Origin of the sequence: Kitasatospora sp. NPDC096140 (genome assembly GCF_040303045.1) — a bacterium.
In the GTDB taxonomy this organism is placed as follows: Bacteria; Actinomycetota; Actinomycetes; order Streptomycetales; family Streptomycetaceae; genus Kitasatospora.
In genome coordinates, this window is the sequence record NZ_JBEOUW010000004.1 from 195,741 (window position 1) to 218,076 (window position 22,336).

At 73.2% G+C, this 22,336-nt stretch carries 23 protein-coding genes; 7 read left to right on the plus strand and 16 right to left on the minus strand.

The window, feature by feature from the left end:
* Positions 1–27: 27 nt before the first annotated feature.
* A complete protein-coding gene (locus ABT048_RS05615; protein WP_350519997.1) occupies positions 28–582 on the minus strand; it encodes a Uma2 family endonuclease in 555 nt (184 codons plus the stop codon).
* 26 nt (positions 583–608) lie between these two features.
* Positions 609–1,640, minus strand: a complete 1,032-nt coding sequence (locus ABT048_RS05620) for an MFS transporter (RefSeq protein WP_350519998.1) — start codon at positions 1,638–1,640, stop codon at positions 609–611.
* Positions 1,641–1,740: 100 nt separating this feature from the next.
* Between ABT048_RS05620 and ABT048_RS05625 the strand changes: the two genes are divergently transcribed.
* From ABT048_RS05625 to ABT048_RS05635, 3 genes are all read left to right on the plus strand, one after another.
* Positions 1,741–2,709 carry a LysR family transcriptional regulator gene (locus tag ABT048_RS05625; protein WP_350519999.1) on the plus strand — a complete coding sequence of 323 codons (969 nt, stop codon included), beginning with the start codon at positions 1,741–1,743 and terminating at the stop codon, positions 2,707–2,709.
* 141 nt (positions 2,710–2,850) lie between these two features.
* A complete protein-coding gene (locus tag ABT048_RS05630; RefSeq protein ID WP_350520000.1) occupies positions 2,851–4,008 on the plus strand; it encodes an adenosine deaminase in 1,158 nt (385 codons plus the stop codon).
* Positions 4,009–4,233: 225 nt separating this feature from the next.
* Positions 4,234–4,605: an ATP-binding protein gene (locus ABT048_RS05635; protein WP_350520001.1), complete on the plus strand. Its 372-nt coding sequence runs from the start codon at positions 4,234–4,236 to the stop codon at positions 4,603–4,605.
* A 124-nt stretch (positions 4,606–4,729) separates the two neighbouring features.
* Here ABT048_RS05635 and ABT048_RS05640 read toward each other — a convergent pair whose 3' ends face one another.
* Positions 4,730–4,915, minus strand: coding sequence for a PspC domain-containing protein (locus tag ABT048_RS05640; RefSeq protein ID WP_350520002.1), 186 nt, complete (start codon positions 4,913–4,915; stop codon positions 4,730–4,732).
* A gap of 372 nt (positions 4,916–5,287) precedes the next feature.
* Here ABT048_RS05640 and ABT048_RS05645 point away from each other — a divergent pair, with 372 nt between their 5' ends.
* Complete coding sequence (locus ABT048_RS05645; protein WP_350520003.1) at positions 5,288–6,640, plus strand: hypothetical protein; 1,353 nt, start codon at positions 5,288–5,290, stop codon at positions 6,638–6,640.
* Between the two features lie 118 nt (positions 6,641–6,758).
* Here the strand turns inward: ABT048_RS05645 and ABT048_RS05650 are convergent, their stop codons facing one another.
* Entirely contained in the window at positions 6,759–7,259 is a 501-nt protein-coding gene (locus tag ABT048_RS05650; protein ID WP_350520004.1) for a hypothetical protein, read from the minus strand.
* Positions 7,260–7,405: 146 nt separating this feature from the next.
* On the opposite strand from ABT048_RS05650, the gene ABT048_RS05655 reads away from it, so the two are divergent.
* On the plus strand, positions 7,406–8,074 hold the full coding sequence (locus ABT048_RS05655; protein WP_350520005.1) for a PhzF family phenazine biosynthesis protein: 669 nt from the start codon (positions 7,406–7,408) through the stop codon (positions 8,072–8,074).
* Here ABT048_RS05655 and ABT048_RS05660 read toward each other — a convergent pair.
* From ABT048_RS05660 to ABT048_RS05675, 4 genes are all read right to left on the minus strand, one after another.
* On the minus strand, positions 8,044–8,667 hold the full coding sequence (locus ABT048_RS05660) for a VanZ family protein (RefSeq protein ID WP_350520006.1): 624 nt from the start codon (positions 8,665–8,667) through the stop codon (positions 8,044–8,046). The genes ABT048_RS05655 and ABT048_RS05660 overlap by 31 nt on opposite strands.
* An 80-nt stretch (positions 8,668–8,747) precedes the next feature.
* Positions 8,748–9,068 (minus strand): hypothetical protein, encoded by a 321-nt coding sequence (locus ABT048_RS05665; RefSeq protein ID WP_350520007.1) that lies wholly within the window; start codon positions 9,066–9,068, stop codon positions 8,748–8,750.
* Positions 9,065–10,612 (minus strand): ATP-binding protein, encoded by a 1,548-nt coding sequence (locus tag ABT048_RS05670; protein WP_350520008.1) that lies wholly within the window; start codon positions 10,610–10,612, stop codon positions 9,065–9,067. Before ABT048_RS05670 ends, ABT048_RS05665 begins: the two co-directional genes overlap by 4 nt.
* 56 nt (positions 10,613–10,668) lie before the next feature.
* Positions 10,669–11,346: a response regulator gene (locus ABT048_RS05675; RefSeq protein WP_063349065.1), complete on the minus strand. Its 678-nt coding sequence runs from the start codon at positions 11,344–11,346 to the stop codon at positions 10,669–10,671.
* A gap of 279 nt (positions 11,347–11,625) precedes the next feature.
* Here ABT048_RS05675 and ABT048_RS05680 point away from each other — a divergent pair, with 279 nt between their 5' ends.
* Complete coding sequence (locus tag ABT048_RS05680) at positions 11,626–12,600, plus strand: SigE family RNA polymerase sigma factor (RefSeq protein ID WP_396551879.1); 975 nt, start codon at positions 11,626–11,628, stop codon at positions 12,598–12,600.
* A gap of 177 nt (positions 12,601–12,777) precedes the next feature.
* On the opposite strand, the gene ABT048_RS05685 is transcribed toward ABT048_RS05680, so the two are convergent.
* The 5 genes from ABT048_RS05685 to deoC form a co-directional block, all read right to left on the minus strand.
* Complete coding sequence (locus tag ABT048_RS05685; RefSeq protein WP_350520097.1) at positions 12,778–13,401, minus strand: ATP-binding protein; 624 nt, start codon at positions 13,399–13,401, stop codon at positions 12,778–12,780.
* A gap of 62 nt (positions 13,402–13,463) precedes the next feature.
* Positions 13,464–13,865, minus strand: a complete 402-nt coding sequence (locus ABT048_RS05690) for a hypothetical protein (RefSeq protein ID WP_350520009.1) — start codon at positions 13,863–13,865, stop codon at positions 13,464–13,466.
* Between the two features lie 247 nt (positions 13,866–14,112).
* Complete coding sequence (locus ABT048_RS05695) at positions 14,113–15,018, minus strand: aldehyde dehydrogenase family protein (protein WP_350520010.1); 906 nt, start codon at positions 15,016–15,018, stop codon at positions 14,113–14,115.
* Between the two features lies 1 nt (position 15,019).
* Positions 15,020–16,507: an aldehyde dehydrogenase family protein gene (locus ABT048_RS05700; RefSeq protein WP_350520011.1), complete on the minus strand. Its 1,488-nt coding sequence runs from the start codon at positions 16,505–16,507 to the stop codon at positions 15,020–15,022.
* 5 nt (positions 16,508–16,512) lie between these two features.
* The gene (deoC, locus tag ABT048_RS05705) at positions 16,513–17,499 is read right to left on the minus strand and encodes a deoxyribose-phosphate aldolase (RefSeq protein ID WP_350520098.1); all 987 of its coding nucleotides are present in this window, start codon (positions 17,497–17,499) and stop codon (positions 16,513–16,515) included.
* Between the two features lie 106 nt (positions 17,500–17,605).
* Here deoC and ABT048_RS05710 point away from each other — a divergent pair, with 106 nt between their 5' ends.
* On the plus strand, positions 17,606–18,286 hold the full coding sequence (locus ABT048_RS05710; protein WP_350520012.1) for a PH domain-containing protein: 681 nt from the start codon (positions 17,606–17,608) through the stop codon (positions 18,284–18,286).
* Between the two features lie 92 nt (positions 18,287–18,378).
* On the opposite strand, the gene ABT048_RS05715 is transcribed toward ABT048_RS05710, so the two are convergent.
* The 3 genes from ABT048_RS05715 to ABT048_RS05725 all read right to left on the minus strand — a co-directional run bounded on the left by ABT048_RS05715 (position 18,379) and on the right by ABT048_RS05725 (position 22,320).
* Positions 18,379–20,097 carry a phospho-sugar mutase gene (locus ABT048_RS05715; protein ID WP_350520013.1) on the minus strand — a complete coding sequence of 573 codons (1,719 nt, stop codon included), beginning with the start codon at positions 20,095–20,097 and terminating at the stop codon, positions 18,379–18,381.
* A gap of 161 nt (positions 20,098–20,258) precedes the next feature.
* The gene (locus ABT048_RS05720; protein WP_350520014.1) at positions 20,259–21,080 is read right to left on the minus strand and encodes a purine-nucleoside phosphorylase; all 822 of its coding nucleotides are present in this window, start codon (positions 21,078–21,080) and stop codon (positions 20,259–20,261) included.
* Positions 21,081–21,222: 142 nt separating this feature from the next.
* Positions 21,223–22,320, minus strand: coding sequence for a C40 family peptidase (locus ABT048_RS05725; RefSeq protein ID WP_350520015.1), 1,098 nt, complete (start codon positions 22,318–22,320; stop codon positions 21,223–21,225).
* Positions 22,321–22,336 lie beyond the last annotated feature (16 nt).

Genomic DNA, 22,336 nt, shown 5'->3' on the forward strand with positions numbered 1-22,336 from the left:
CGTGGTCGGTGTCCTGCGGACGTGCGCTCAGGCGTACGTCCGCAGGACACTGGTGTCGAGCTTCCACGGGCCCACGGTGATCGTGTCGCCGAAGACGAAGTCCTTGCGGCGGGTGTAGCCGGGCTCGTCGTGAATGATGCCGGTGCCCTTGCGGGGATCGACCAGGAGGTACAGCGGGATACCCATCGCCGAGTAGTCGCGGACCTTGTCGTGGTAGTCGTTCTCGGGGTTGGACTTGGAGACGATCTCCACGACGAGAAGGATCTCGTGGGGAAGGAACGCCGGGCAGTCGTCGTCCAGAGCCGCGTCGGGGAACACCATCAGGTCAGGGTTCCGGAGCCGACCGAGGCCGATGTCCTCCAAGTCCGCGCCGCCGTGGGCGATGTAGCCGGGGTGGGTCTGTGGCAGTTGGGCATTGAGCTGCTGTGCCAGGCGGATGACTGCGAGCTCGTGGCGTTTCACGGGCGACATCATCATGACAATCTCGCCGTCGGCGATCTCGATCTTCCCTATCCCCGGCACCCTCGGCAGCTGATCCGCGATCTCGCGGAGCCGGGCGTACACAGCAGGATCGATGCTCATGTCCCGGAGTGTATCGGCGGCGGCTGTCAACCGTCCGCGAGCGCTCGCCTCGTGGTATGCGCCTGACGGGTGGCGTAGAGGGTGACGCCGGCGGCGAGGGTCATGGCGGTGAGGCCGACGGCGGCGGCTCCGGGCCAGCCGGTGGCGTGGTAGGCGTCGGCGCCGAGGGTGCCGCCGAGGCTGTTGCCGAGGTAGTAGGCGATCAGGTAGAGCGCTGAGGCCTGGGCGCGGCCCTCGGTGGCGGTGCGGCCGACCGCGGAGGACGCGGTGGCGTGGCCGGCGAAGAAGCCCGCGGTGATCAGGACCAGGCCGAGCAGCGCGCAGAGCAGGGAGTCGGCGAGCGAGAGCAGCAGGCCGGCCGAGGTGACGCCGACGGAGACGTAGAGGGCGCCGCGGCGGCCCAGTCGGCCGGAGAGGCGGCCGGCCGCGGCGGAGGTGCCGGTGCCGACCAGGTAGACCACGAAGATCGAGGCGGCGATCGACTCCGGCAGGTGGAACGGCGCGGAGATCAGCCGGTAGCCGACGGTGTTGTAGACCGCGCCGAACACGGCCATGAACAGCATCCCGAGCGCGTACAGCCGGACCAGCAGCGGGTTGCGCAGGTGGCGTCCGACGGTGCGGGCGAGCGCGCGGGCGTCCACCGGGGCGGGGGTGAAGTGCCGGGCGGCGGGGATCAGCAGCCGGAACACGAGCGTGGCGAGCAGGGCGAGGGCGAGGACGGAGGCGGCGAGGGTGGAGGCCGTCATCACGGCGGTGCGGCCGTACCTGTCGGAGAGCGCGCTCGCCGGGAGCAGTCCGAGGGCGAGGCCGAGGGTGGCGGCGGAGGCCGTCCAGCTGGCCTGGCCGGGGGTGAGGTCGAGGTCGGCCGAGAGGACCGGCAGCAGGCCCTGGGTGGAGTAGAGCAGGACGAAGGTCGCGACCCCGGCGGCGAACAGGGCGAGGTTGGCGCGGCGGAAGGCGGGCCGTCCGGGGCGGAGGCGGTCGTCCGGGGCGGTGGCGGTGGCGGTGGCGGGGGCATCCGGGGCGGGCACGGATGCCCTGGTACTTGAGGGCTGCATGCCGTTGACCGTAGGCCTGGTGTCGTTGATGCGTCCAATGCATGAAGCAGGCATGATCGATGCACTGGCGTATGAGTCGAGGTGTCGAGGTGGTGGCGGGATGGCCGGGCCGGAGCCGGTGGACGGCGGGGAGCAGCGGTACCGGGCGGCCGAGTTGGGGCCGGACGAGCCGGCCGTCCTGCTGGCGCCCCGGCTGGCGCAGTTCGCGGCGGTGGCCCGGCTGGAGCACGTGACGCAGGCGGCCGCGGTGCTCGGGATGCCGCAGCCGACGCTGTCGCGTGCGGTGGCGCGCCTGGAGGAGGAGCTGGGGGTGGAGCTGCTGGCCCGTCAGGGCCGTACGGTCCGGCTGACCAGGGCGGGCCGGCTGCTGCTGGCCTCGGTGGAGCGGGCGCTGGCCGAGGTCGAGCGGGGCGCGCAGGCGGCCAGGGCGGAGGCGGACCCGGAGGCGGGGCTGGTCGCCTTCGGCTTCCTGCACACGATGGGGCCGGACGCGGTGCCGGCGCTGCTGCGCGGCTTCCGCGCGGCGCACCCCCGGGTGCGGTTCCAGCTGGTGCAGGACTACGGCGCGGCGATGCTGGAGCGGCTGCGGGCCGGCGAGCTGGACCTCTGCCTGGTGGCGCCGCTGCCGGAGGATCCGGCGTTCACCGCCCGCCCGTTGGACGAGCAGCGCCTGCACCTGGTCGTCCCGGCGGACCACCGGCTGGCCGGGCGCCGGCGGATCCGGCTGGCGGAGGTGGCCGAGGAGCCGTTCGTCGGGCTGGAGCAGGGGTACGGGCTGCGCGCGATCACGGACGGCTTCTGCGCGGAGGCCGGGTTCGTCCCCCGGCTGGCGTTCGAGGGGGAGGAGGCCGAGACGCTGCGCGGTCTGGTGGCGGCCGGGCTGGGGGTGGCGCTGCTGCCGCCGGCCCTGGTGCCGCGGCCCGGGGTGGTGGAGCTGGAGGTGACGGCGCCGCGTACCCGGCGGGCGGTCGGACTGGCCTGGGCGGCGGGGCGGCCGCTGACGCCGCCGGCGAAGGCGTTCCGGGACTTCGTGCTGTCCCGGCGCGGACGGCTGCTCCAGCACGACTGAAACCGTCGTCGCGGTATTCCGGAACGGCCAGGGCGGTTTGGCGGATCCTATGGACCGGTCGGTGGAATTCTGGGCGGAGTTTGGACCATTCGGTGGTGTTCGCAGTGGTGGGTCTACGCGCGTAGGGGCTATATTTCCGCAATGGAGAAGCAGATCCCCGTCACCACCGCGGGCACCGGCCCGCGCATCCCCGCCGCCGACCAGATCCGCCGCGCGCCCAAGGTCCTGCTGCACGACCACCTGGACGGCGGGCTGCGTCCGGAGACCGTCGTCGAGCTGGCCGCCGCCGTCGGCTACGAGGGACTCCCCACCACCGACGTCAAGGAACTCGGCGAGTGGTTCCGCGAGGCCGCCGACTCCGGCTCGCTGGTCCGCTACCTGGAGACCTTCGCGCACACCTGCGCCGTGATGCAGACCCGCGAGGCCCTGATCAAGGTCGCCGCCGACTGCGCCGAGGACCTGGCCGCCGACGGCGTCGTGTACGCCGAGGTCCGGTATGCCCCCGAGCAGCACCTGGAGGGCGGCCTGACCCTCGACGAGGTCGTCGAGGCCGTCCAGGAGGGCTTCCGCCTGGGCGAGGCCAACGCCCGCGCGGCCGGCCACCGGATCCGCATCGGCACCCTGATCACCGCGATGCGGCACGCCGCCCGCTCGCAGGAGATCGCCGAACTGGCCAACCGCCACCGGGACTCGGGTGTCGTCGGCTTCGACATCGCCGGTGCCGAGGCCGGCTACCCCCCCACCCGCCACCAGGCCGCCTTCGACTACCTCAAGGGCGAGAACAACCACTTCACCATCCACGCGGGCGAGGCCTTCGGCCTGCCGTCGATCTGGGAGGCCCTGCAGTGCTGCGGCGCCGACCGGCTCGGCCACGGCGTGCGGATCGTCGACGACATCACGGTGAACGAGGACGGCAGCGTCGAGCTCGGCCGGCTGGCCGCGTACGTGCGCGACAAGCGCATCCCGCTGGAGATGTGCCCCACCTCCAACCTCCAGACCGCGGCGGCCACCTCGTACGCCGAGCACCCGATCGGGCTGCTCAGCCGGCTGAAGTTCCGGGTCACGGTGAACACCGACAACCGGCTCATGAGCGGCACCAGCATGAGCCAGGAGTTCGGGCACCTGGTCGAGGCCTTCGGCTACACCCTGGGCGACATGGAGTGGTTCACCGTGAACGCCATGAAGTCCGCGTTCCTGCCCTTCGACGAGCGACTGGCGATGATCAACGACGTGATCAAGCCGGGCTACGCCGAGCTGAAGGCCGAGTGGCTGTTCAGCGCGGGCACCGGCGGCAACTGAGCCGTAGCGCTGACGCGCTCCTTTCGGTCGGATGAACGGCCTTCTTCCGCAAGGAAGTTGGCGTTCATCCGACTACTCACTCGGGTGAGTGAACGCTCCTTGGTTCTCGCGCGACCGGCTCACTACGGTGTGCCAGTCATTGCCGACCAGGCACGGTGGCGGCCTCCCGTCCGCCGGAAGCCGTACGCGTCGTCGGCCTCCGACGAGGACCCAAGGGGACGAACCATGAAGCAGGCTCTCAAGGCCGCCGGCACCGCGGCGCTCGGCATCGCCATCGCGGCGGTCGGCGCCGGCACCGCCTTCGCCGACGCCGCCCCGGCGCCCGGCGGCCTCGGGCTGCCCACCGGCGCGGTGACGAACCCCGCGGTGACCGGGGCGGTCACCGACACCGCCGCCAAGCTGCCCGGCGGCGACAAGGTCACCGGCACGCTGGGCACCCTCGCCCCGAGCGTCGGCCACGCCGCCCCGGCCGCCGAGGCCCCGCTCGCCGGCGTCACCCAGCAGCGCGCCGCCGTTCCCTCCGTCCCGGGTCTCGACAAGACCCCCCTCGGCGGGCTGACCGGCGCCCTTCCGGGCCTGCCGGGCCTGGGCGGCTGATTCCGCAGCCGCCGACACGCGGACGGGCCGCCCGCCCCGGAGCACCGGGGCGGGCGGCCCGTCCGCGTTCCGCCGCGACGGCTCACGGCTCACAGCGTGCGGCTCGCGGCTCGCGGCCGACGGCTCACGGCTCCTGGGGGAGGAGCAGCCAGAGGGCGAGGTAGAGCAGGAACTGCGGGCCGGGCAGCAGGCAGGACAGCAGGAAGATCAGCCGGACGGTCCCCGGGGTCAGCCCGAAGCGGGCGGCGATCCCGGCGCAGACGCCGGCGATGACGCGGTTGTGGCGGGGACGGGCAAGGCGCGCGCTCATGGTGTACTCCTGATCTGGTCCGCACGGTGCGACCCGGTCCGGCCGGTCCGGCGGGCGTACTTCCATGCTCCGCCGTCGCCGGCGCGAAAGCCTCAGCCCGGCAGGTGATTCCGCACCCCGAACGTTCACCGGGGAGGCGTAGCCGGACGTCGGGGTCGTCCTCAGGGTGACCCTGAGGACCACCACCCTCCGGCCCGGGCCGAATGCCCCGTGACCTCCCGCCGCGGGCCCGTGGAATGGGCTCGATATGATGCCGCAGTCGCTGTTGGCCGGGGGGCGGAACATCGGCGCGCCATCGCCAGGAAATGGCCTCTCACGCAAGCGATTTCACGTTCTGTTGGGCTCTGTCCGAATTCTCTCGTGAGGTTGACATTGCGCATTCCACAGCGCAGCTTCCTGGCCGCGACCGCCGCCGTCACCCTGGCCTCCGGCCTGGCCGTCGTCGAGGCCCCGGCCGTCCTCGCCGCCCCGGGGGCCGTCGCGGCCACCCAGGGCGCCCAGGCCCAGCCCTCGCCGGTCACCGTCGCCCTCGGCGGCCTGCCCGGCACCGTCAAGGCGGGCGCCGCGCCGGTGGAGTTCACCGTGACGCTCAGGAACACCGCCGACCACCAGATGGACGTGCCCGCGTCCTCCGTCGTCATCGGGGACACCGGTACCGCCACCAAGCCGAGCCAGTTCACGCTGCAGTACCGGTCGCCCGACGGCACGCAGTGGCAGGACGCCAAGGTGCGGGCCACGAACAGCGGCGGCCTCTGGGACCTCGACCAGCCCGCGCAGCTGCACCTGGCGCCCGGTACCGAGGCCGTCTACCGGCTGCGGCTCACCGTCGCCGCCGACACCCCGGCGGGCCGGGTGACGCCCGGGTTCAGCGCCGTCGTCTCGGACCCCGCCCTGCCGCCGGAGCAGCGGGTCTCCTCCGCGATCGGCTTCTCGGACCTGGTCATCGCCCCGGCGGTCACGCCGACGACCGCGGCGCCCAGGCCCGCCGCCACGGCGGACGTCAGGCTCGACGGCGTGCCCGCCGCCTTCACGGCGGGTGGCGAGGCGAAGGCGTTCAGGCTGGTCTTCGCCAACACCAGCGGCAAGGACCTCCGCATCCTGCCCGCGATCGTCTTCCGGGGGGCGACCGAGCTCCCCTCCGAGACCGTCAGGTTCGAGTTCAGGACGGCCGGCGGGGCCTGGCTGGAGGGGACCCCGGCAGGCAGCTCGGAGCACCCCGGCTGGCTCTACCTGGGGCTGCGCACCGGTGACAAGAGCGCCGACGTGATGGCGCTGGCGAAGGGCGAGACCCGGACGATCGACGTCCGGCTGTCCTTCACCAGGGACACCCCGGCCATGGCCCAGTCCCTGGCGGCCCTCGCGGGCAGCCTGCCCGGCGAGGGCGAGAGCGGGAGCGAGGCGTCCAGCCCGAAGGCCGACTTCATGATCGTGGCCGCGCCGAGCTCCACCGCGACGCCGGTGCCCACCGCGTCGGCCACCCCGACGCCGACCGCGTCGGCGCCGTCCGCCGTCGCGGTCGTCCCGGTCGTCCAGACCACCAGCGCGGCGCCGAGCCCGGCGGCCGGCCTCCCGCAGGTGGTCACCGCCGCGGCGCCGACCCCGGAGACCCGGCTGGCCTCCACCGGCGGCGGCCCCAGCTCCGCGCCGATGGCGATCACCGGTGCGGTCGCGATAGCCCTCGGGGTGGGCACCCTGGTCGTGGCGCGCCGCCGCAGGAACGGGTAGGGCCGCCCACGGGCGGCACCGGGGAGCGACCCCGCAGACGCCGGAAGGCCCGTCCGTCACCCGCTGCAGAGCGGTGACGGACGGGCCTTCCGGCGTTCGTACGACGGGTGCGTCCGGATCAGCCGGCCGGGTGCGGCGGCTGGGCCGGCGGCGCGGGCTGCGCGTACGGGTTGTCCGCCACCGGCTGCGGCGGGACGCCCGGCGGGTACGGCGTGGCGGCCTGCGGCGCGCCCGGCTGCGGGGCGTTGGGGTTGAACGGGGCCTGCGGCGCGTTGGGGTTGAACGGCGCCTGCGGCGCGTTCGGGTTGTACGGCGCCTGCGGGGCCGGCTGGTTCTTGGCGTTGCTGCGCTCGACGATCGCCTTCACGGAACCGGCGATCAGCGCGACCGGCAGGATGAACACCTTGAAGAAGATGTAGTACGTGCCGCCCTCGAAGACGAACGCGAGGTAGTAGGCGTACCCCAGGAAACCGAGGGCGACCACGACGTTGAGGATCCGCAGGCCGACCTTCAGCCCGCCGGCGAAGGCCCCGAGGAGCAGCATGAGGACGCCGCTGAGCGCCAGCAGGACGACGTACCAGGAGAACAGCGGTTCGGCGCTGAAGTCGAGATTGTTCAAGGGGGGTTTCCTGTGGGAGGGAAGAAACAACGGCGGAACCGTTTGGGGACGAGAGCGCACAGTACTGGAGGCGGCTGACATTCGTCGCGGCCTTTACGTCACGGTGTCGTTGCGCTCTGCCGGAGCGGCAATTGACGAGGTGGGAAATGACTGAGTATGAGGTGCTGCGGGTCTTTTGCGGACCTGACGGCCGGTACGGGAACGAGCTCGGTGTGGTGCGGGACGGCGCCGCCGTCCCGGAGCGCGCCGACCGGCAGCGGATCGCGCACGAACTCGGCTTCAGTGAGACGGTGTTCGTCGACGACCCGGAGCGCGGGGAGATCGACATCTTCACCCCGACGCTGCGTCTGCCGTTCGCCGGGCACCCGTGCGTGGGCGCCGCCTGGCTGCTCGGGGTGGACCGGCTGGTCACGGCCGCCGGCGTGGTGGGCGTGCGGCGCGCGGACGGGGTGACCCGGATCGAGGCCCGGCCGCAGTGGGCCCCGCCGCGGACGCTGCGGCAGTACGGATCGGTGGCCGAGGTGGAGGCGCTGGAGGTGCCGCCGCCGGGGGAGTGGATCTACGCCTGGGCCTGGCAGGACGAGGCGGCCGGCAGCGTCCGGGCGCGGGCCTTCCCCGGGCGCGGCGACGGGATCGACGAGGACGAGGCGACCGGGGCGGCCGCCCTGCTGCTGACCGCGCGGCTCGGCCGGGCGCTGACCGTGACCCAGGGCCGGGGCTCGCAGCTGCTGACCGGGTTGCGCCCGGGCGGGCTGGTCGAGGTTGGCGGTCGGGTGGCGCCGGTTCAGCGGACGGGCGGCGTCGGCTCCGCGTAGGCGCGCGGACGGGCGACGGACGGCCGGGGGGCGGGCGCGACGGCGGCCACCCGGCCGACGGCGGTCACCGGCGGGACGGCCAGGACGGACACCCGGGGCGCCCGCGGCCGACGCTCCCGGAGCAGGTGGCGCAGGCCGGGGACCAGCGCGACGTGCGTGGTGGCCACACCGATCACGGCGAACAGGATGTGGTCCACGTTGAGGACGTGCCCCGGCGTCCAGGAGGACAGGAACTCCAGCCCGGTCGCCAGCAGCGCGGAGACGCCGGTGGTGCGCAGGAAGGACGGCAGCCAGGGGGCCCGCAGGCGCCCGCCGGCCAGCGGCAGCAGGACGCCGAGCGGGGCCAGCAGCAGCAGCTCGCCGACCACCTGCCAGCCGGTGGAGGAGCGCAGCGAGGCCAGCGGCGTCAGGTTGGCGTCGTACACCCACGCCACCGGAAGCGGTCTCAGCACCACCCAGAGCACCAGCGCCAGGTACAGGGCCAGGCCCGTCAGTCCGGCCGGCCGGAGGGAACGGTGGACGGCCGCCGCCGGGCTGCTCTCGGTCCCCGCGCCGGAACGCTCCTCGCGTGTCCTGGTGCCATGTCGCTGCACGGGGGGAAGGACGTGAGCCGGTGGCGCGGCGGTTCCACGTCGGGCGTGAACATTCCCGAACGCGCCCCCGGCGCCCTCCGCTACTTGCAGGGCGAGGCCGTCGGCACGGCGCTGAACGCGTTGTCCGGCGGCGGGCTGCCGGGCACCACCGGCGTGGGCGACGGGCTCGGGCTCGCGGCGCCCTTGGCGGCGCCGCGGGCCGCGGTCACGGCCGGTGCGGGGCCGGTCGGGGTGGCCAGCGCGGTGGGTATGTGCGGGGTGGTCGGGCACGCCGTCCGGCTGGCCGGGGCGCCGGCGTCGACCGGTACGGCGGTCGGCCGGATGCCGCAGCCGGAGGCCAGCGCGAGCAGGAGCAGCGCGCCGGCGGTGCGGCGCAGGGCGGTGCGGGTGGGGGCGGTCACGTGGCGTCCTTGTCCTCGACGGCGTCGCGCGCGGGGCCGTTCTCGGCCCCGCCCGCGGACGGCGGAGGCGGTGGCGTCAGCGGCAGTGTCAGGGTGAACACCGCGCCGACCTCCCCGTTCGCCGCCGTGATCGTCCCCCCGTGTATCTGCGCGTTGGCCATCGCGATCGACAGCCCCAGGCCGCTGCCCTCCGAGCGGGCCCGCCCCCGGTCCGCCTTGTAGAAGCGGTCGAAGACGTGCGGCAGCACGTCCTCCGGGATGCCCGGGCCGCTGTCGCTGACCTCGACCACCACCGAGTCCTCGGACTGCCGGACCCTGACCCGCACCGGCGAGCCGCCGTGCTTGAGCGCGTTGCCGATCAGGTTGGCGAAGACCACGTCGAGCCGGCGCGGGTCGACCACGGCCAGGATGCCGCGCGGGGCGTCCACCTCGACCGCGTCGTACCAGGCACGCCCGTCGATGCAGGACATGATCAGGTCGGAGATGTCCATCTCGTCGGCGACCAGCTTGGCGGTGCCGGCGTCGAAGCGGGTCACCTCCATCAGGTTCTCCACCAGGTCGGACAGCCGCCGGGTCTCGCTGACCACCAGCCGGACGGCCGGCTCGATCATCGGGTCCAGCGACTCGGCCTCGTCCTCCAGGATGTCGGTGACGGCGGTCATCGCGGTCAGCGGGGTGCGCAGCTCGTGCGACATGTCGGCGACGAACCGCCGGCTCTGCGCCTCGCGCGCGCTCAGCTCCTCGACCTGCTCGTGGAGCTGCTCCGCGGTCCGGTTGAAGGTCCGCGCCAGATCGGCGAGTTCGTCCGCGCCGTCGACTTCGAGCCGGGTGTCCAGGTGCCCCTCGCCGAGCCGCCGGGCCGCGTCGCCGAGCCGCTTGACCGGCCGCAGCACGGTGGCCGAGGCGGCCTGGGCGAGCAGCGCCGAGCCGATCAGCGCGAGCAGGGTGGCGATCGCCAGCGACCAGCCCAGCGTGTTCAGGTCGGCCCGCTCGTTCTCCAGCGACTTGAACATGTACGCCGTCGGGCCGTTCGGCACCACCTTGGTGCCGCCGATCACGAACGGCCGGCCCTCCAGGTTCTGCCGCTGCCAGTACAGGTGGTACGGGTACGGGTTGCTCTCGGTGACCTCGCGCGGCTTGGCGACCGTGGACTGCAGCGCGGCCGGCACGTCGGCCAGCGTGAAGCGCGTCGGGTCGGAGGAGGCCGAGGGGCACTCCGGGTGCGCCGGGTCGACCACCACCACGTCGTAACTGAGGCCGGAGCTGGCCACGTTGGAGGCCAGCGTGGCCAGCTCCGGGCAGGCCGCGTTCAGCGGCAGCTCGGAGACGTTGCGGCTGAGCGAGACCCGGAAGTCGTTCAGCGCGGTGTCCTGGGCACGCTTGAGCACCGCGTCGCGGTTCAGCCAGTACGCGATGCCGGAGGCCGAAACGGCGGCGAGCAGCGCGACCGCCGCGAACACCGCGATCAGCCGTACGCGCAGGGAGCGCAGCCGTCGCCACCGGCCCGCCGGGAAACGCCGGGCAGTCGTCTGATGGTCAGTCACAAGAGCCTGTCGTGATACGGGAGGTCAGCGGTCGGAGGGCAGGGGGAGGGGAGGGCTCAGGCCGGCGGGTCCAGCCGGTAGCCCACCCCGCGCACGGTGCGGATCAGCGTCGGCGCGGACGGCACGTCCTCGACCTTGGCCCGCAGCCGCTGCACGCAGGCGTCCACCAGGCGCGAGTCGCCGAGGTAGTCGTGCTCCCAGACCAGCCGCAGCAGCTGCTGGCGGGAGAGCGCCTGCCCGGGGCGGCGGCTGAGCTCCAGCAGCAGCCGCAGCTCGGTCGGGGTGAGCTGGAGGTCCTGTCCGTCCTTGGTGACGGTCATCGCCGCGCGGTCGATCACCACGGTGCCGTACGCGGAGGAGTCCGAACTCTCCCGCTCGCCGCGCCGCAGCACCGCCCGGATCCGGGCGTCCAGCACGCGTGGCTGCACCGGTTTGACCACGTAGTCGTCCGCGCCGGACTCCAGGCCCACCACCACGTCGATGTCGTCCGAGCGTGCGGTCAGCAGGATGATCGGCAGCTGGTCGGTGCGCCGGATCCGGCGGCACACCTCGAAGCCGTCGATCCCGGGCAACATGACGTCCAGCACGATCAGGTCGGGCCGCTGCTCCTTGAAGAGCCTCAGACCGTCCTCACCGGAGGCGGCGGTGGCCACGCGGTGGCCCTGGCGGGTGAGGGCGAGTTCGAGGCCGGTCCGGATGGCGTCGTCGTCCTCGATGAGTAGGAGGAAAGGCACGGCCCCATTTTGGCCCACCCGCAGCCCCGAATCACCCCCCGGACCGCTCACGGACCGTACGGGAACCGGAAGGACCGCCACCGGCGTCCGGTACGGAGGGAGGCGGACCGGGACGAAAGGCCCCCGCCTGTGACACCCCTGTGACAGTCGGCGGACAGCGCCATCACAACCGGCGGGCAGGATTTTCCATGTCGCCGCAGGACAGCGGGCCGGAAGGCCGGCTGGAGGGCGGCTACCGGAACCGCTCGTACCGATCCAAGGGGGCGCACGATGACCGCCATGCTTCAGACCCGGACCAACCCGGCTGTCCGCACCGCGCGTTCGTCAGCGACCACCCACCGGACCCGGTACGAGGTCAGGACCGACGAGAACTCCGGTGCCGTGACCGTACGGGGGTGCGCGCACAGCACCGGTGGAAACCCTGTCGCCCGCCGGGTGAGCGGCGGAGGCAGGACGGGGGAGCTGTACGGGATCGGCCGACTGGGGAGTTCGGTCGACTCCGGCACCACCCTGACGCTGCGGGGGATCCTCCCCGTCCGCGTCGAGGGCACGGAGGCCCCCGGGGGGAACCGGGGGGCCGGGGGGAACGGTCTGCGGACGGTCGGCTCGGGGGAGTCGGCGGGTCGCGAGGCCGCCGGTGCGACGCTGCTGCGGTTGAACCCCGCCGCGGCCCGCACCACCGAGGCCGGACAGGGAGGCGCGCAGGGGGAGCACTCGGCCGCCGCGGAGGACCACATCACGGAGTTCACCGCGTACGTGCGCGAGCGCCGCGCCTCCCTGTACGCCACGGCGTACCACCTCACCGGTGACCGCTACGAGGCCGAGGACCTGCTGCAGAGCGCGCTCTTCAGCACCTACCGGGCCTGGGGCCGGATCACCGACAAGGCCGCGGTCGGGGGTTACCTCCGCCGCACCATGACCAACCTGCACATCTCCGCCTGGCGGCGCCGCAAGGTCAACGAGTACCCGACCGAGGAGCTGCCGGAGACGGCCGGCGACACCGACGCGATGGGCGGCACCGAGCTGCGCACCGTGCTCTGGCAGGCGCTGGCGAAGCTGCCGGAGAACCAGCGCACCATGCTGGTGCTGCGGTACTACGAGGGCAAGACGGACCCGGAGATCGCCGACGTGCTGGGGATCAGCGTCGGCACCGTCAAGAGCAGCATCTGGCGCGCCCTGCGCCGGCTGCGCGACGACGAGCACCTGAACAAGTCGGGCGACACCGTCCGGGCGTTCGGCGAGCTGGTCGCGTAACGAGGACTCCCGTCGGGGGACGGGAATCGGACGGTCACGGTCCGGGGACAGCGGCTCGGGGGAGCATGTCCGTGGGGGAGCCGAGGACCGTTCGGAAAGGCGACGGGCCCGGTGCGGGGGAGACGCACCGGGCCCGTCGTCGTGCTGTCCGTGCCGCCGCGGCGGCTGCGGGCCGGCTCAGGCGGCGGAGAGCTCGGCCGGCCGGGCCGCGGTGCGGATCCGCCGCTCGGCCTCCGGTCCGGCGCAGGCGTACGAGCCGAGGGCGACCTGCCGTCCGACGATGGACCGCTCGGCCCGCATCAGCCGGAAGCCGCGGCGCAGCAGCACCGGCAGCGACTTGCGGCCCTCCCGGACGTCCCGGCGCAGCCGGCGCCAGGCCGTGGTGAGCGCGCCGTTGCGCAGGCACAGGGCGTCGCCGAGCAGGCCCTCCTCGGCGCACTCGGTGGTGATCTCGGCGGCGAAGATGCCCTCCGCGATGAACGCGCCGGCGCCGTCCAGGTCCAGGGTGCGGGTGCCGACCCGGCCGTTGTCCGGGATCGAGTACACCGGGACGTCCGTGCGGCCGCGCTCGTACAGGGCGCGGATGGCGGCGACGGCCTGGCCGCGGTGCCAGGCCAGCGGGGAGTCCCAGTCGACGGCGCCGTCCGGCAGCCGCGGCAGCGTGGGGTCGTCCCCGTCCTTGTAGAAGTCGTCGAGCTGGAGCACGGGCAGTCCGCTGCGCTCGGCGAGCGAGGACTTCCCCGACCCGGAGGGTCCGGAGAGCAGGATCACCCGGGCATGCGCGGCCGGTGCGGGGTTCATGGGGGAGTCACTCACGGGACACCAGTCTGACGCATCCCGGCCCGTTGCCGAAACCGGTCGGTTCAGACCTTCTGCTGCGACTTCGGGCCGGCGAGGGCGACGTGGACCACCGGCAGGTAGCGGCTGTCGACCTGGAGGTGGACCGGATCCTCGGCACCGGGCGGCAGATAGGCGGTGGCGGCCCAGTCCTGGCTGTGCCAGGTGTCGGGCTCGGGCTCGTGGAAGGTTCCCCCGGTGGGCAGTTCGAGCCGGTCGGCGCCGCGCGGGACGAAGGCCGCGGTGTCGGCCCCGGGCGTGAGGTGCAGGGTGCCGTTGACGTACTCGGTCCGTCGGCCGGTGCGCGCCGAGCAGGGCACCCGGACGGGCCGCCCGGCGGCGAGCCGGCGCGTGGTGCGGGCCACGTGGTACCTGCGGTACAGGCCGTCCGCGAACAGTGCCGTCAGCTCGCCGATGAACTCGCCCATGCGCCCCCTCGATCGCCCCGTCACCGCGATCCTCGCCGGACCGGACGGGTGCGCGGGAGCGCCGAAAGTCGGCGGCGCGGGTGACGAAAGTCGACGGAACGGCGGCGGAGGGGTGCCGGAACACCGACGGACCCGCGCCAGGGGGGGGAGAGGCGCGGGTCCGTCCAATGACCGTCCGGGCCCTGGGGGGGAGAGGGCACTGGGGACGGCCAGTCTGTGGAGTTGTCGCCCCGAGGGGCGGGGTGGGTCAGATACCCATCGGGTGCCAGACCGTCTTCGTCTCCAGGAAGGAGAGTAGCCGCTCCGTACCGGGCGCATTGGTCCAGTCCTGGGCGAACGGGTCCAGCTCCGGACGGACCACCCGCTTCAGGGTATCCGCGGCGGACGCTTCCAGCGCCTGCGCCGCGCCGGGGCCGTCGGAGGCGATGGCCCCGGTGAGGTCCAGCGCGTTGACGTCCTGGTGCGAGGCCAGGGTCGGGGCGATGTCGGCGGTCCGGCCCGAGATGATGTTGACCACGCCGCCCGGGACGTCCGAGGTGGCGAGCACCTCGCCCAGCGACAGCGCGGGCAGCGGGGCGTCCGCGGCGGCCGCGACCACGACCGTGTTGCCGGTGGCGATCGCCGGGGCGATCACCGAGACCAGGCCGAGCAGCGAGTGCCCGTAGCCGGCCTGCGGCGCGACGATCCCGACCACGCCGGTCGGCTCCGGGGTCGACAGGTTGAAGTACGGACCGGCGACCGGGTTGGCGCCGCCCGAGATCTGGGCGACCTTGTCGGTCCAGCCCGCGTACCAGACCCAGCGGTCGATCGCGGCGTCCACCAGCGCGGCGGCCTTCTTCGGGCCGATGCCCTCGGAGAGGGCGACCTCGGCGGCGAACTGCTCGCGGCGGCCCTGCAGCATCTCGGCCACCCGGTACAGCACCTGGCCGCGGTTGTACGCGGTGGTGCCGGCCCAGCCCTTGACCGCGGCACGGGCGGCCAGGACGGCGTCCCGGGTGTCCTTGCGGGTGCCCAGCGGGGCGTTGGCGAGCCAGTCGCCCTTCGAGTCCGTCACCTCGTACACCCGCCCGCTCTCGGACCGCGGGAACTTCCCGCCGACGTACAGCTTGTAGGTCTTGAGGACGTCAAGACGCGCGAAGGTCGTGTCAGACATCTCAGGCCTCGACATTCAGGTAGGGCTCCAGACCGTGGCGGCCACCCTCGCGGCCGTAGCCCGACTCCTTGTAGCCGCCGAACGGCGAGGTCGGGTCGAACTTGTTGAAGGTGTTGGCCCAGACCACGCCGGCCTTGAGCCGGTTCGCCGTCCAGAGGATGCGCGAGCCCTTCTCCGTCCAGATGCCGGCGGAGAGGCCGAACGGGGTGTTGTTGGCCTTCGCGACCGCCTCGTCGGGGGTGCGGAAGGACAGCACCGACAGGACCGGGCCGAAGATCTCCTCCTGGGCGATCCGGTGGGCCTGGCTGACGCCGGTGAAGATGGTCGGCTTGAACCAGAAGCCGTTGCCCGGGAGTTCGCACTCGGGGGACCAGCGGTCCGCGCCCTCGGCCTCGCCGGCGTCGGTCAGCTCGGTGATCCGGGCCAGCTGCGCGGCCGAGTTGATGGCGCCGATGTCGGTGTTCTTGTCCAGCGGGTCGCCGACCCGCAGGGTGGACATCCGGCGCTTCAGGGCGTCCAGCAGCTCGTCCTGGATCGACTCCTGGACCAGCAGGCGCGAGCCCGCGCAGCAGACGTGGCCCTGGTTGAAGAAGATGCCGTTGACGATGCCCTCGACCGCCTGGTCGATCGGCGCGTCGTCGAAGACGATGTTGGCGGCCTTGCCGCCCAGCTCCAGCGACAGCTTCTTGCGGCTGCCGGCCAGCTGCTTGGCGATCGCCCGGCCGACCGGGGTGGAGCCGGTGAAGGCGACCTTGTTGACGTCCGGGTGGGCGGTCAGCGCGGCGCCGGTGCGGCCGTCACCGGTGACGATGTTGACGACGCCCTTCGGCAGACCGGCCTGGCGGCAGATCTCGGCGAAGCGCAGCGCGGTCAGCGGGGTGGTCTCGGCCGGCTTCAGGACGACCGTGTTGCCGGTCGCCAGCGCGGGCGCGATCTTCCAGGCCAGCATCATCAGCGGGAAGTTCCACGGGATGACCTGACCGGCCACGCCCAGCGGGCGCGGGTTGCGGCCGAAGCCCGCGTAGTCCAGCTTGTCCGCCCAGCCCGCGTAGTAGAAGAACCAGGCGGCGACGGTCGGGATGTCGAAGTCGCGGGTCTCGCGGATCGGCTTGCCGTTGTCGATCGACTCCAGCACGGCCAGCTCGCGGCCGCGCTCCTGGATGATCCGGGCGATCCGGAAGAGGTACTTGGCGCGCTCGCTGCCCGGCAGCGCCGACCAGTCGGCGAAGGCCTTGCGGGCGGCGGCGACCGCGCGGTCCACGTCCTCGTCGGTGCCCTGGGCGAACTCGGCGAGCACCTGCTCGGTGGCCGGGTTGACGGTCTTCAGGGCCTCGCTGCCGGAGGAGTCGACGAACTCGCCGCCGATGAAGTGGCCGTAGGAGGTGGCGATGTCGCCCGCGGCGGCGGGGGACTCGGGGGCCGGAGCGTACGTGAAGAGGCCGCCGGCGGGCTTGGCCGTGGGCTCCTCGATGTTCTTCTTCTTGGCCATGGTGATCAGTCCACCGTCACGTAGTCGGGGCCGGAGTAGCGGCCGGTGGCCAGCTTCTGGCGCTGCATCAGCAGGTCGTTGAGCAGGCTGGAGGCGCCGAAGCGGAACCAGTGCGGGGTCAGCCAGTCGTCGCCGAGCGTCTCGTTGACCATCACCAGGTACTTCATGGCGTCCTTGGTGGTCTTGATGCCGCCCGCGGGCTTCACGCCGACCTGGACGCCGGTGGCCGCGCGGAAGTCGCGGACCGCCTCCAGCATCAGCAGGGTGACCGGCGGGGTCGCGTTGACGGCGACCTTGCCGGTGGAGGTCTTGATGAAGTCGGCGCCGGCCAGCATCGCCAGCCAGGACACCCGGCGGACGTTGTCGTAGGTCTGCAGCTCGCCGGTCTCGAAGATCACCTTGAGGTGGGCGTAGCTGCCGTCGGCGCGCTTGCACGCCTCCTTGACGGCGACGATCTCGTTGTAGACGTCGAAGTAGCGGCCCGAGAGGAAGGCGCCGCGGTCGATCACCATGTCGATCTCGTCGGCGCCCGCGGCGACCGCGTCGGCGGTGTCGGCGAGCTTGACCGGGAGGGCGGCACGGCCGGCCGGGAAGGCGGTGGCCACCGAGGCGACCTGGATGTCGGTGCCCCGCAGGGCGTCCTTCGCGGTGGCGACCATGTCCGGGTAGACACAGATGGCGGCGACGCGCGGGGTGCTCGGGTCGGTCGGGTCGGGGGTCCTGCCCTTCGCGCACAGCGCGCGCACCTTGCCGACCGTGTCCGCGCCTTCCAGCGTGGTCAGGTCGATCATGGAGATCGCCAGGTCGATGGCGTACGCCTTCGCCGTGGTCTTGATCGAGCGGGTACCGAGGGTGGCGGCACGCGCCTCCAGGCCGACCTGGTCGACGCCGGGCAGGCCGTGCAGAAAGCGGCGGAGCGAGGCCTCGGACGCCGCAACGTCCTGAAGGCCGCTGCCCGCAACGCCGAGGGCATTGGCTGCAACAGTGGACATAGTCACCAGACCAGCATATCTACGCGCGTAGTAGTGCGCCAGAGCGGCCACCTTTCGTGGCCGGACCGAGACCTCGGCGCACGGGGCATGGGGCAGAATCGACGCCATGACCGATTCCGACGGTACGCCCCACCGGGGCCCGGCCGCCCCCGACGGGGAACCCGAGTACGCGGACCGCGTGTACCGCTCCGTCCCCGGCGTGATCTCCGGCGTGTTCCTGCTCGCCCTCGCCACCTGGCTGATCGGCGACGCGGCGGTGACCGGTACCGGGAAGACCCCGTACGTCGCCCTCGCCGCCCTCCCGGTGTTCGCCTTCCCGGTGATCGCCTACACGCTGCGCCCGGTGGTGCGCGCGTCGAGCAGCCGGCTGGTGGTGCGCAACCCGTGGCGGACCATCACCGCGCCGTGGGCCTCGGTGGACGCGCTGCGCGCCGGGTACTCGGTCGAACTGCTCGCGGGCGACAAGAAGTACCAGGTCTGGGCGGTGCCGGTGTCGCTGCGCCAGCGCAAGCGCGCGAACCGCGCCCAGAGCCGCAGCAACGCCGAGCACGCCTCCCGGACCGGACTGGGGATGGGCCTCGCGAGCCGGACCAACCCGGTCGTCCAGGGCTCCCCGGACCCCACCCGCGCCTGGTCCGACCAGGTGACCGACGTGCTGACCCAGATGGCCGAGCGCAACGCCCGCCGGCCCGAGGCCGCCGGCCCGATCGAGGTGCGCTGGTGCTGGTGGGTGATCGCCCCCGCCCTGGTCGGCCTGGTGGCGCTGGTCGCGGTCATCGCGGCCTGAGCCCGCACCCCCGAGCGGCCAGAGCCCGCACCCCCGTACGACGACGGGCCCGCCGGTCGGTCGACCGGTGGGCCCGTTCGCGTGTGCCGCGATCAGATGCCGGCGGCTGCGGCGAGGTCCTGCTTGATGCCGGCGAGCAGGCCGGCGGCGCGCTCCCGGGTGGCGGCGAGGTCGGCGGCCGAGCCGACCGGGAGGACGACCTCCAGGTAGCACTTGATCTTGGGCTCGGTGCCGGAGGGGCGGACCACGATGCGGGCCGAGCGGACGGCCTCGCCCGCCAGGTAGTAGCGCAGGCCGTCGGTGGGCGGCAGCTCGGCCGAGCCGGCCGCGAGGTCGTCGGCGCGGGTGACGGTCAGGCCGGCCAGGACGGTCGGCGGCTGCTCGCGCAGGCGGCGCATGGCGTCGGCGATCAGCGAGAGGTCCTGGACCCGCACGGACAGCTGGTCGGTGGCGTGCAGGCCGTGCTCCAGCGCCAGGTCGTCCAGCAGGTCGGACAGGGTGCGGCCGGACTTCTTGAGGGTGGCGGCGAGCTCGGCGACCAGCAGGGCGGCGGTGATGCCGTCCTTGTCGCGGACGCCCTGCGGGTCGACGCAGTAGCCGAGCGCCTCCTCGTAGCCGTAGCGCAGGCCCTCGGCGCGGGAGATCCACTTGAAGCCGGTCAGCGTCTCGGCGTAGCCCAGACCCGCCGCCTCGGCGATCCGGCCGAGCAGCGTGGCGGAGACGATGGTGGTGGCGAAGGTGCCCTCGGCCTTCTTCGCGACCAGGGCCGAGCCGAGCAGCGCGCCGACCTCGTCGCCGCGCAGCATCCGCCAGCCGACGGCGTCGCTGCCGCTGCCGGCCGCGTTGCCGTTGGTGGGCACGGCCACCGCGCAGCGGTCGGCGTCCGGGTCGTTGGCGATCACGATGTCCGGGCCGACCGAGGCGGCGGTGCGGAAGGCGAGGTCCATCGCCCCCGGCTCCTCCGGGTTGGGGAAGACCACGGTCGGGAAGTCCGGGTCGGGCTCGGCCTGCTCGGCGACGACGGTGGGCGCGGGGAAGCCGGCCTGCCGGAAGGCGGCGACCAGGGTGTCGCGGCCGACGCCGTGCATCGGGGTGTAGACGACGTCCAGATCGCGCGGGCTGTGCGGGTCCACGATGGACACGGCGCGGGCCAGGTAGGCCTCGACGACGTCCTCGCCGAGCACCTCCCAGCCGTCCTCGGCGCGCGGGACGTCGTCCAGCGAGCCGATCGCGTCGATCTCGGCGGCGATCCCGGCGTCGGCCGGCGGCACGATCTGCGAGCCGTCGCCCAGGTAGACCTTGTAGCCGTTGTCCTGCGGCGGGTTGTGGCTGGCCGTGACGGTGACGCCGGCGGCCGCGCCCAGGTGGCGGACGGCGAACGCGAGGACCGGGGTCGGCAGCGGGCGCGGCAGCAGCGCGGCGCGCAGGCCGGCGCCGACCACCACGGCGGCGGTGTCGCGGGCGAAGTCGTACGACTTGTGGCGGGCGTCGTAGCCGATGACGACGAGGTCGCCCAGGCCCTGCTGCTTGACGTAGGAGACCAGGCCGGCGGCGGCCCGGATCACCACGGCGCGGTTCATCCGCATCGGGCCGGCACCGAGTTCGCCGCGCAGGCCGGCGGTGCCGAACTGGAGGCGGTCGGCGAAGCGCTCGGCCAGCTCCGCCCAGGCGAGCTTGCTGTCCGACTCGGCCTCCGGGCCCTCGGCGCGGGCCAGCAGCGCGCCGAGTTCCTCGCGGGTCTGCGGGTCGGGGTCCTCGGCCAGCCAGGTCCGGGCCCGGGCGAGGAGGTCGGTGGTGGGTGCCTGCGTCATAGTGCCTGCTCCATCGGGAAGTGCGTCGGTGTGTCGGCCGGATGGTTCCGCGCGAAGGGAGAAGAGGTGTGCACATGCGGACGGGGCCCGCAGGCGGGTGTGATCAGCGGATCACGACCGCCTGCGGGCCCCGTCACTCATGATTCTGCGCCTGGTGGGCGTCAGATCCGCTCAAGGACCTTCGCCAGCAGCTCGCCCATGCGCTCGGCGGAGGCCTTGCCGGCCTCCAGCACCTCTTCGTGGTTGAGCGGCTCGCCGGTCATGCCGGCGGCCAGGTTGGTGACCAGGGAGATGCCGAGCACCTCGGAGCCGGCCTCGCGGGCGGCGATGGCCTCCAGCGTGGTGGACATGCCGACCAGCTCGCCGCCGATCACCCGGGCCATGTTGACCTCGGCCGGGGTCTCGTAGTGCGGGCCGCGGAACTGGACGTAGACGGCCTCGTCCAGCGTCGGGTCGACCTCGCGGCACAGCGTGCGCAGGCGCTTGGAGTACAGGTCCGTCAGGTCGACGAAGTTGGCGCCGACGATCGGGGAGTCCGCGGTCAGGTTGATGTGGTCGCTGATCAGGACCGGCTGACCCGGGGTCCAGCCCTGGCGCAGGCCGCCGCAGCCGTTGGTCAGCACGATGATGCCGCAGCCGGCCGCGGCGGCGGTGCGCACGCCGTGGACGACGGTGGCCACGCCGTGGCCCTCGTAGTAGTGGTTGCGGCCGAGGAAGATCAGGGCGCGCTTGTCGCCGATCTTCACCGAGCGGATCTTGCCGGCGTGGCCGGCGACGGCGGGCGCGGGGAAGCCGGGCAGGTCGGTGACCGGGAACTCGGCCACGGTCTCGCCCAGGGCGTCGGCGGCCGGCACCCAGCCGGAGCCCATCACCAGGGCGACGTCGTGCCGCTCGGCACCGGTCAGCTCGCGCAGGCGCTCGGCGGCGGCCTGGGCGGCGGCATAGGGGTCGGTGGAGACGACCGACTGAGGAGAAGCGTTCACGGGTCCGAGGATAGACGGGAATCGACTACGCGCGTAGAAAATCCGGCGCGGCATGCCGGATCGTTACCCGGTTGACCCGAAAGCACAGCTGGGTGGGGCTGTCCGGGTGACGCCCCTTGTCGATTTCCACACACACGGCCGATCAGAGCCGCTTCGCGCTGCGCAGCCCCTTCGCGTACATGCCGTTGTCGTCCAGCCGTGCCGTGCCGCCCTTGTCGCCGAAGGTCGGGCCGTCCGCCTCCTCCCGGCTGGAGATGTACCGGGGGTGGCCGTCGGTGTCCAGGCCCAGGTAGATGCCGGTGTGGTCGAGGCGGGCGCCGGTGCGGGCGTCGATCTCGAAGAACACCAGGTCGCCGGGTTGCAGCGGGTCGATCGAGGCCGGGCGCAGGGTGGTCTCCGAACCGGCGGCGGTGGTCAGCGGGATCACCGGGACACCGGGGCCGAGCCGGGCCAGGCCGTTGGCGGTGCGCGGCAGGCCCGGTCCGGCCGCGTCCTTGGAGAGCAGCGGGTAGCCGGAGCGGTAGCCGTAGACCATCCGGACGAAGCCCGAGCAGTCGAAGGAGCCGTAGCGGGTCTTGTCGGGCTGCCGGGTGACCTTGTCGGCGAACGTGTACGGCACACCGAGGTAGTCGAAGAAGTCGGTCTGCTCCAGCCGCAGGTCGTTGCCGACCGAACCGTTGGGGTTGAGCGGGCCGAAGGAGGCGTCGCCCTTGAAGCGCACGCCCTTGGCGTCCTTCTCGGCCGGCGCCCCGGCGACGTACTGGCCGGCCGCGGCCAGGACGTCGTCGGCGGTGGAGCCGAGCGCCTGCTGGAACCAGGTGCGGAACCAGGCCTCCTGCTCGGCACCCTGCTTCCAGGCCTGCGGCATCAGGCGGACCCAGCTGTCCGTCACCACGGTCGCGGCGGTGGTGCCCGGCTCGGCGAAGGTGCGGCTGGGGCCGGCCAGGACGGCGGTGCGGGCGCTGTCGGTCAGCGTGGCGACCACGCCGCCGCGGGCGTCCCGGACCACCGTGCGGTCCGGGCCGGCCAGCCGCTCGTAGCGGTACTGGGCGGGGGCGGCGGCCCTGGCGGTGCCGGCGTCCACGGTGGGGGACGGCACGGCGGCGGTGATCAGCGGCGCGTTGCTGCCGGCCGCCGGCTGCCGGTCGCGGTCCCGCAACTGGACGGTGAGGTAGCCGCTGGCGGCCAGCAGCGTCACGGCGAGGCCGCCGCTGAGCAGGGACTTGCGGGTCACTGGCATGGGGGTTCCCGTCAGG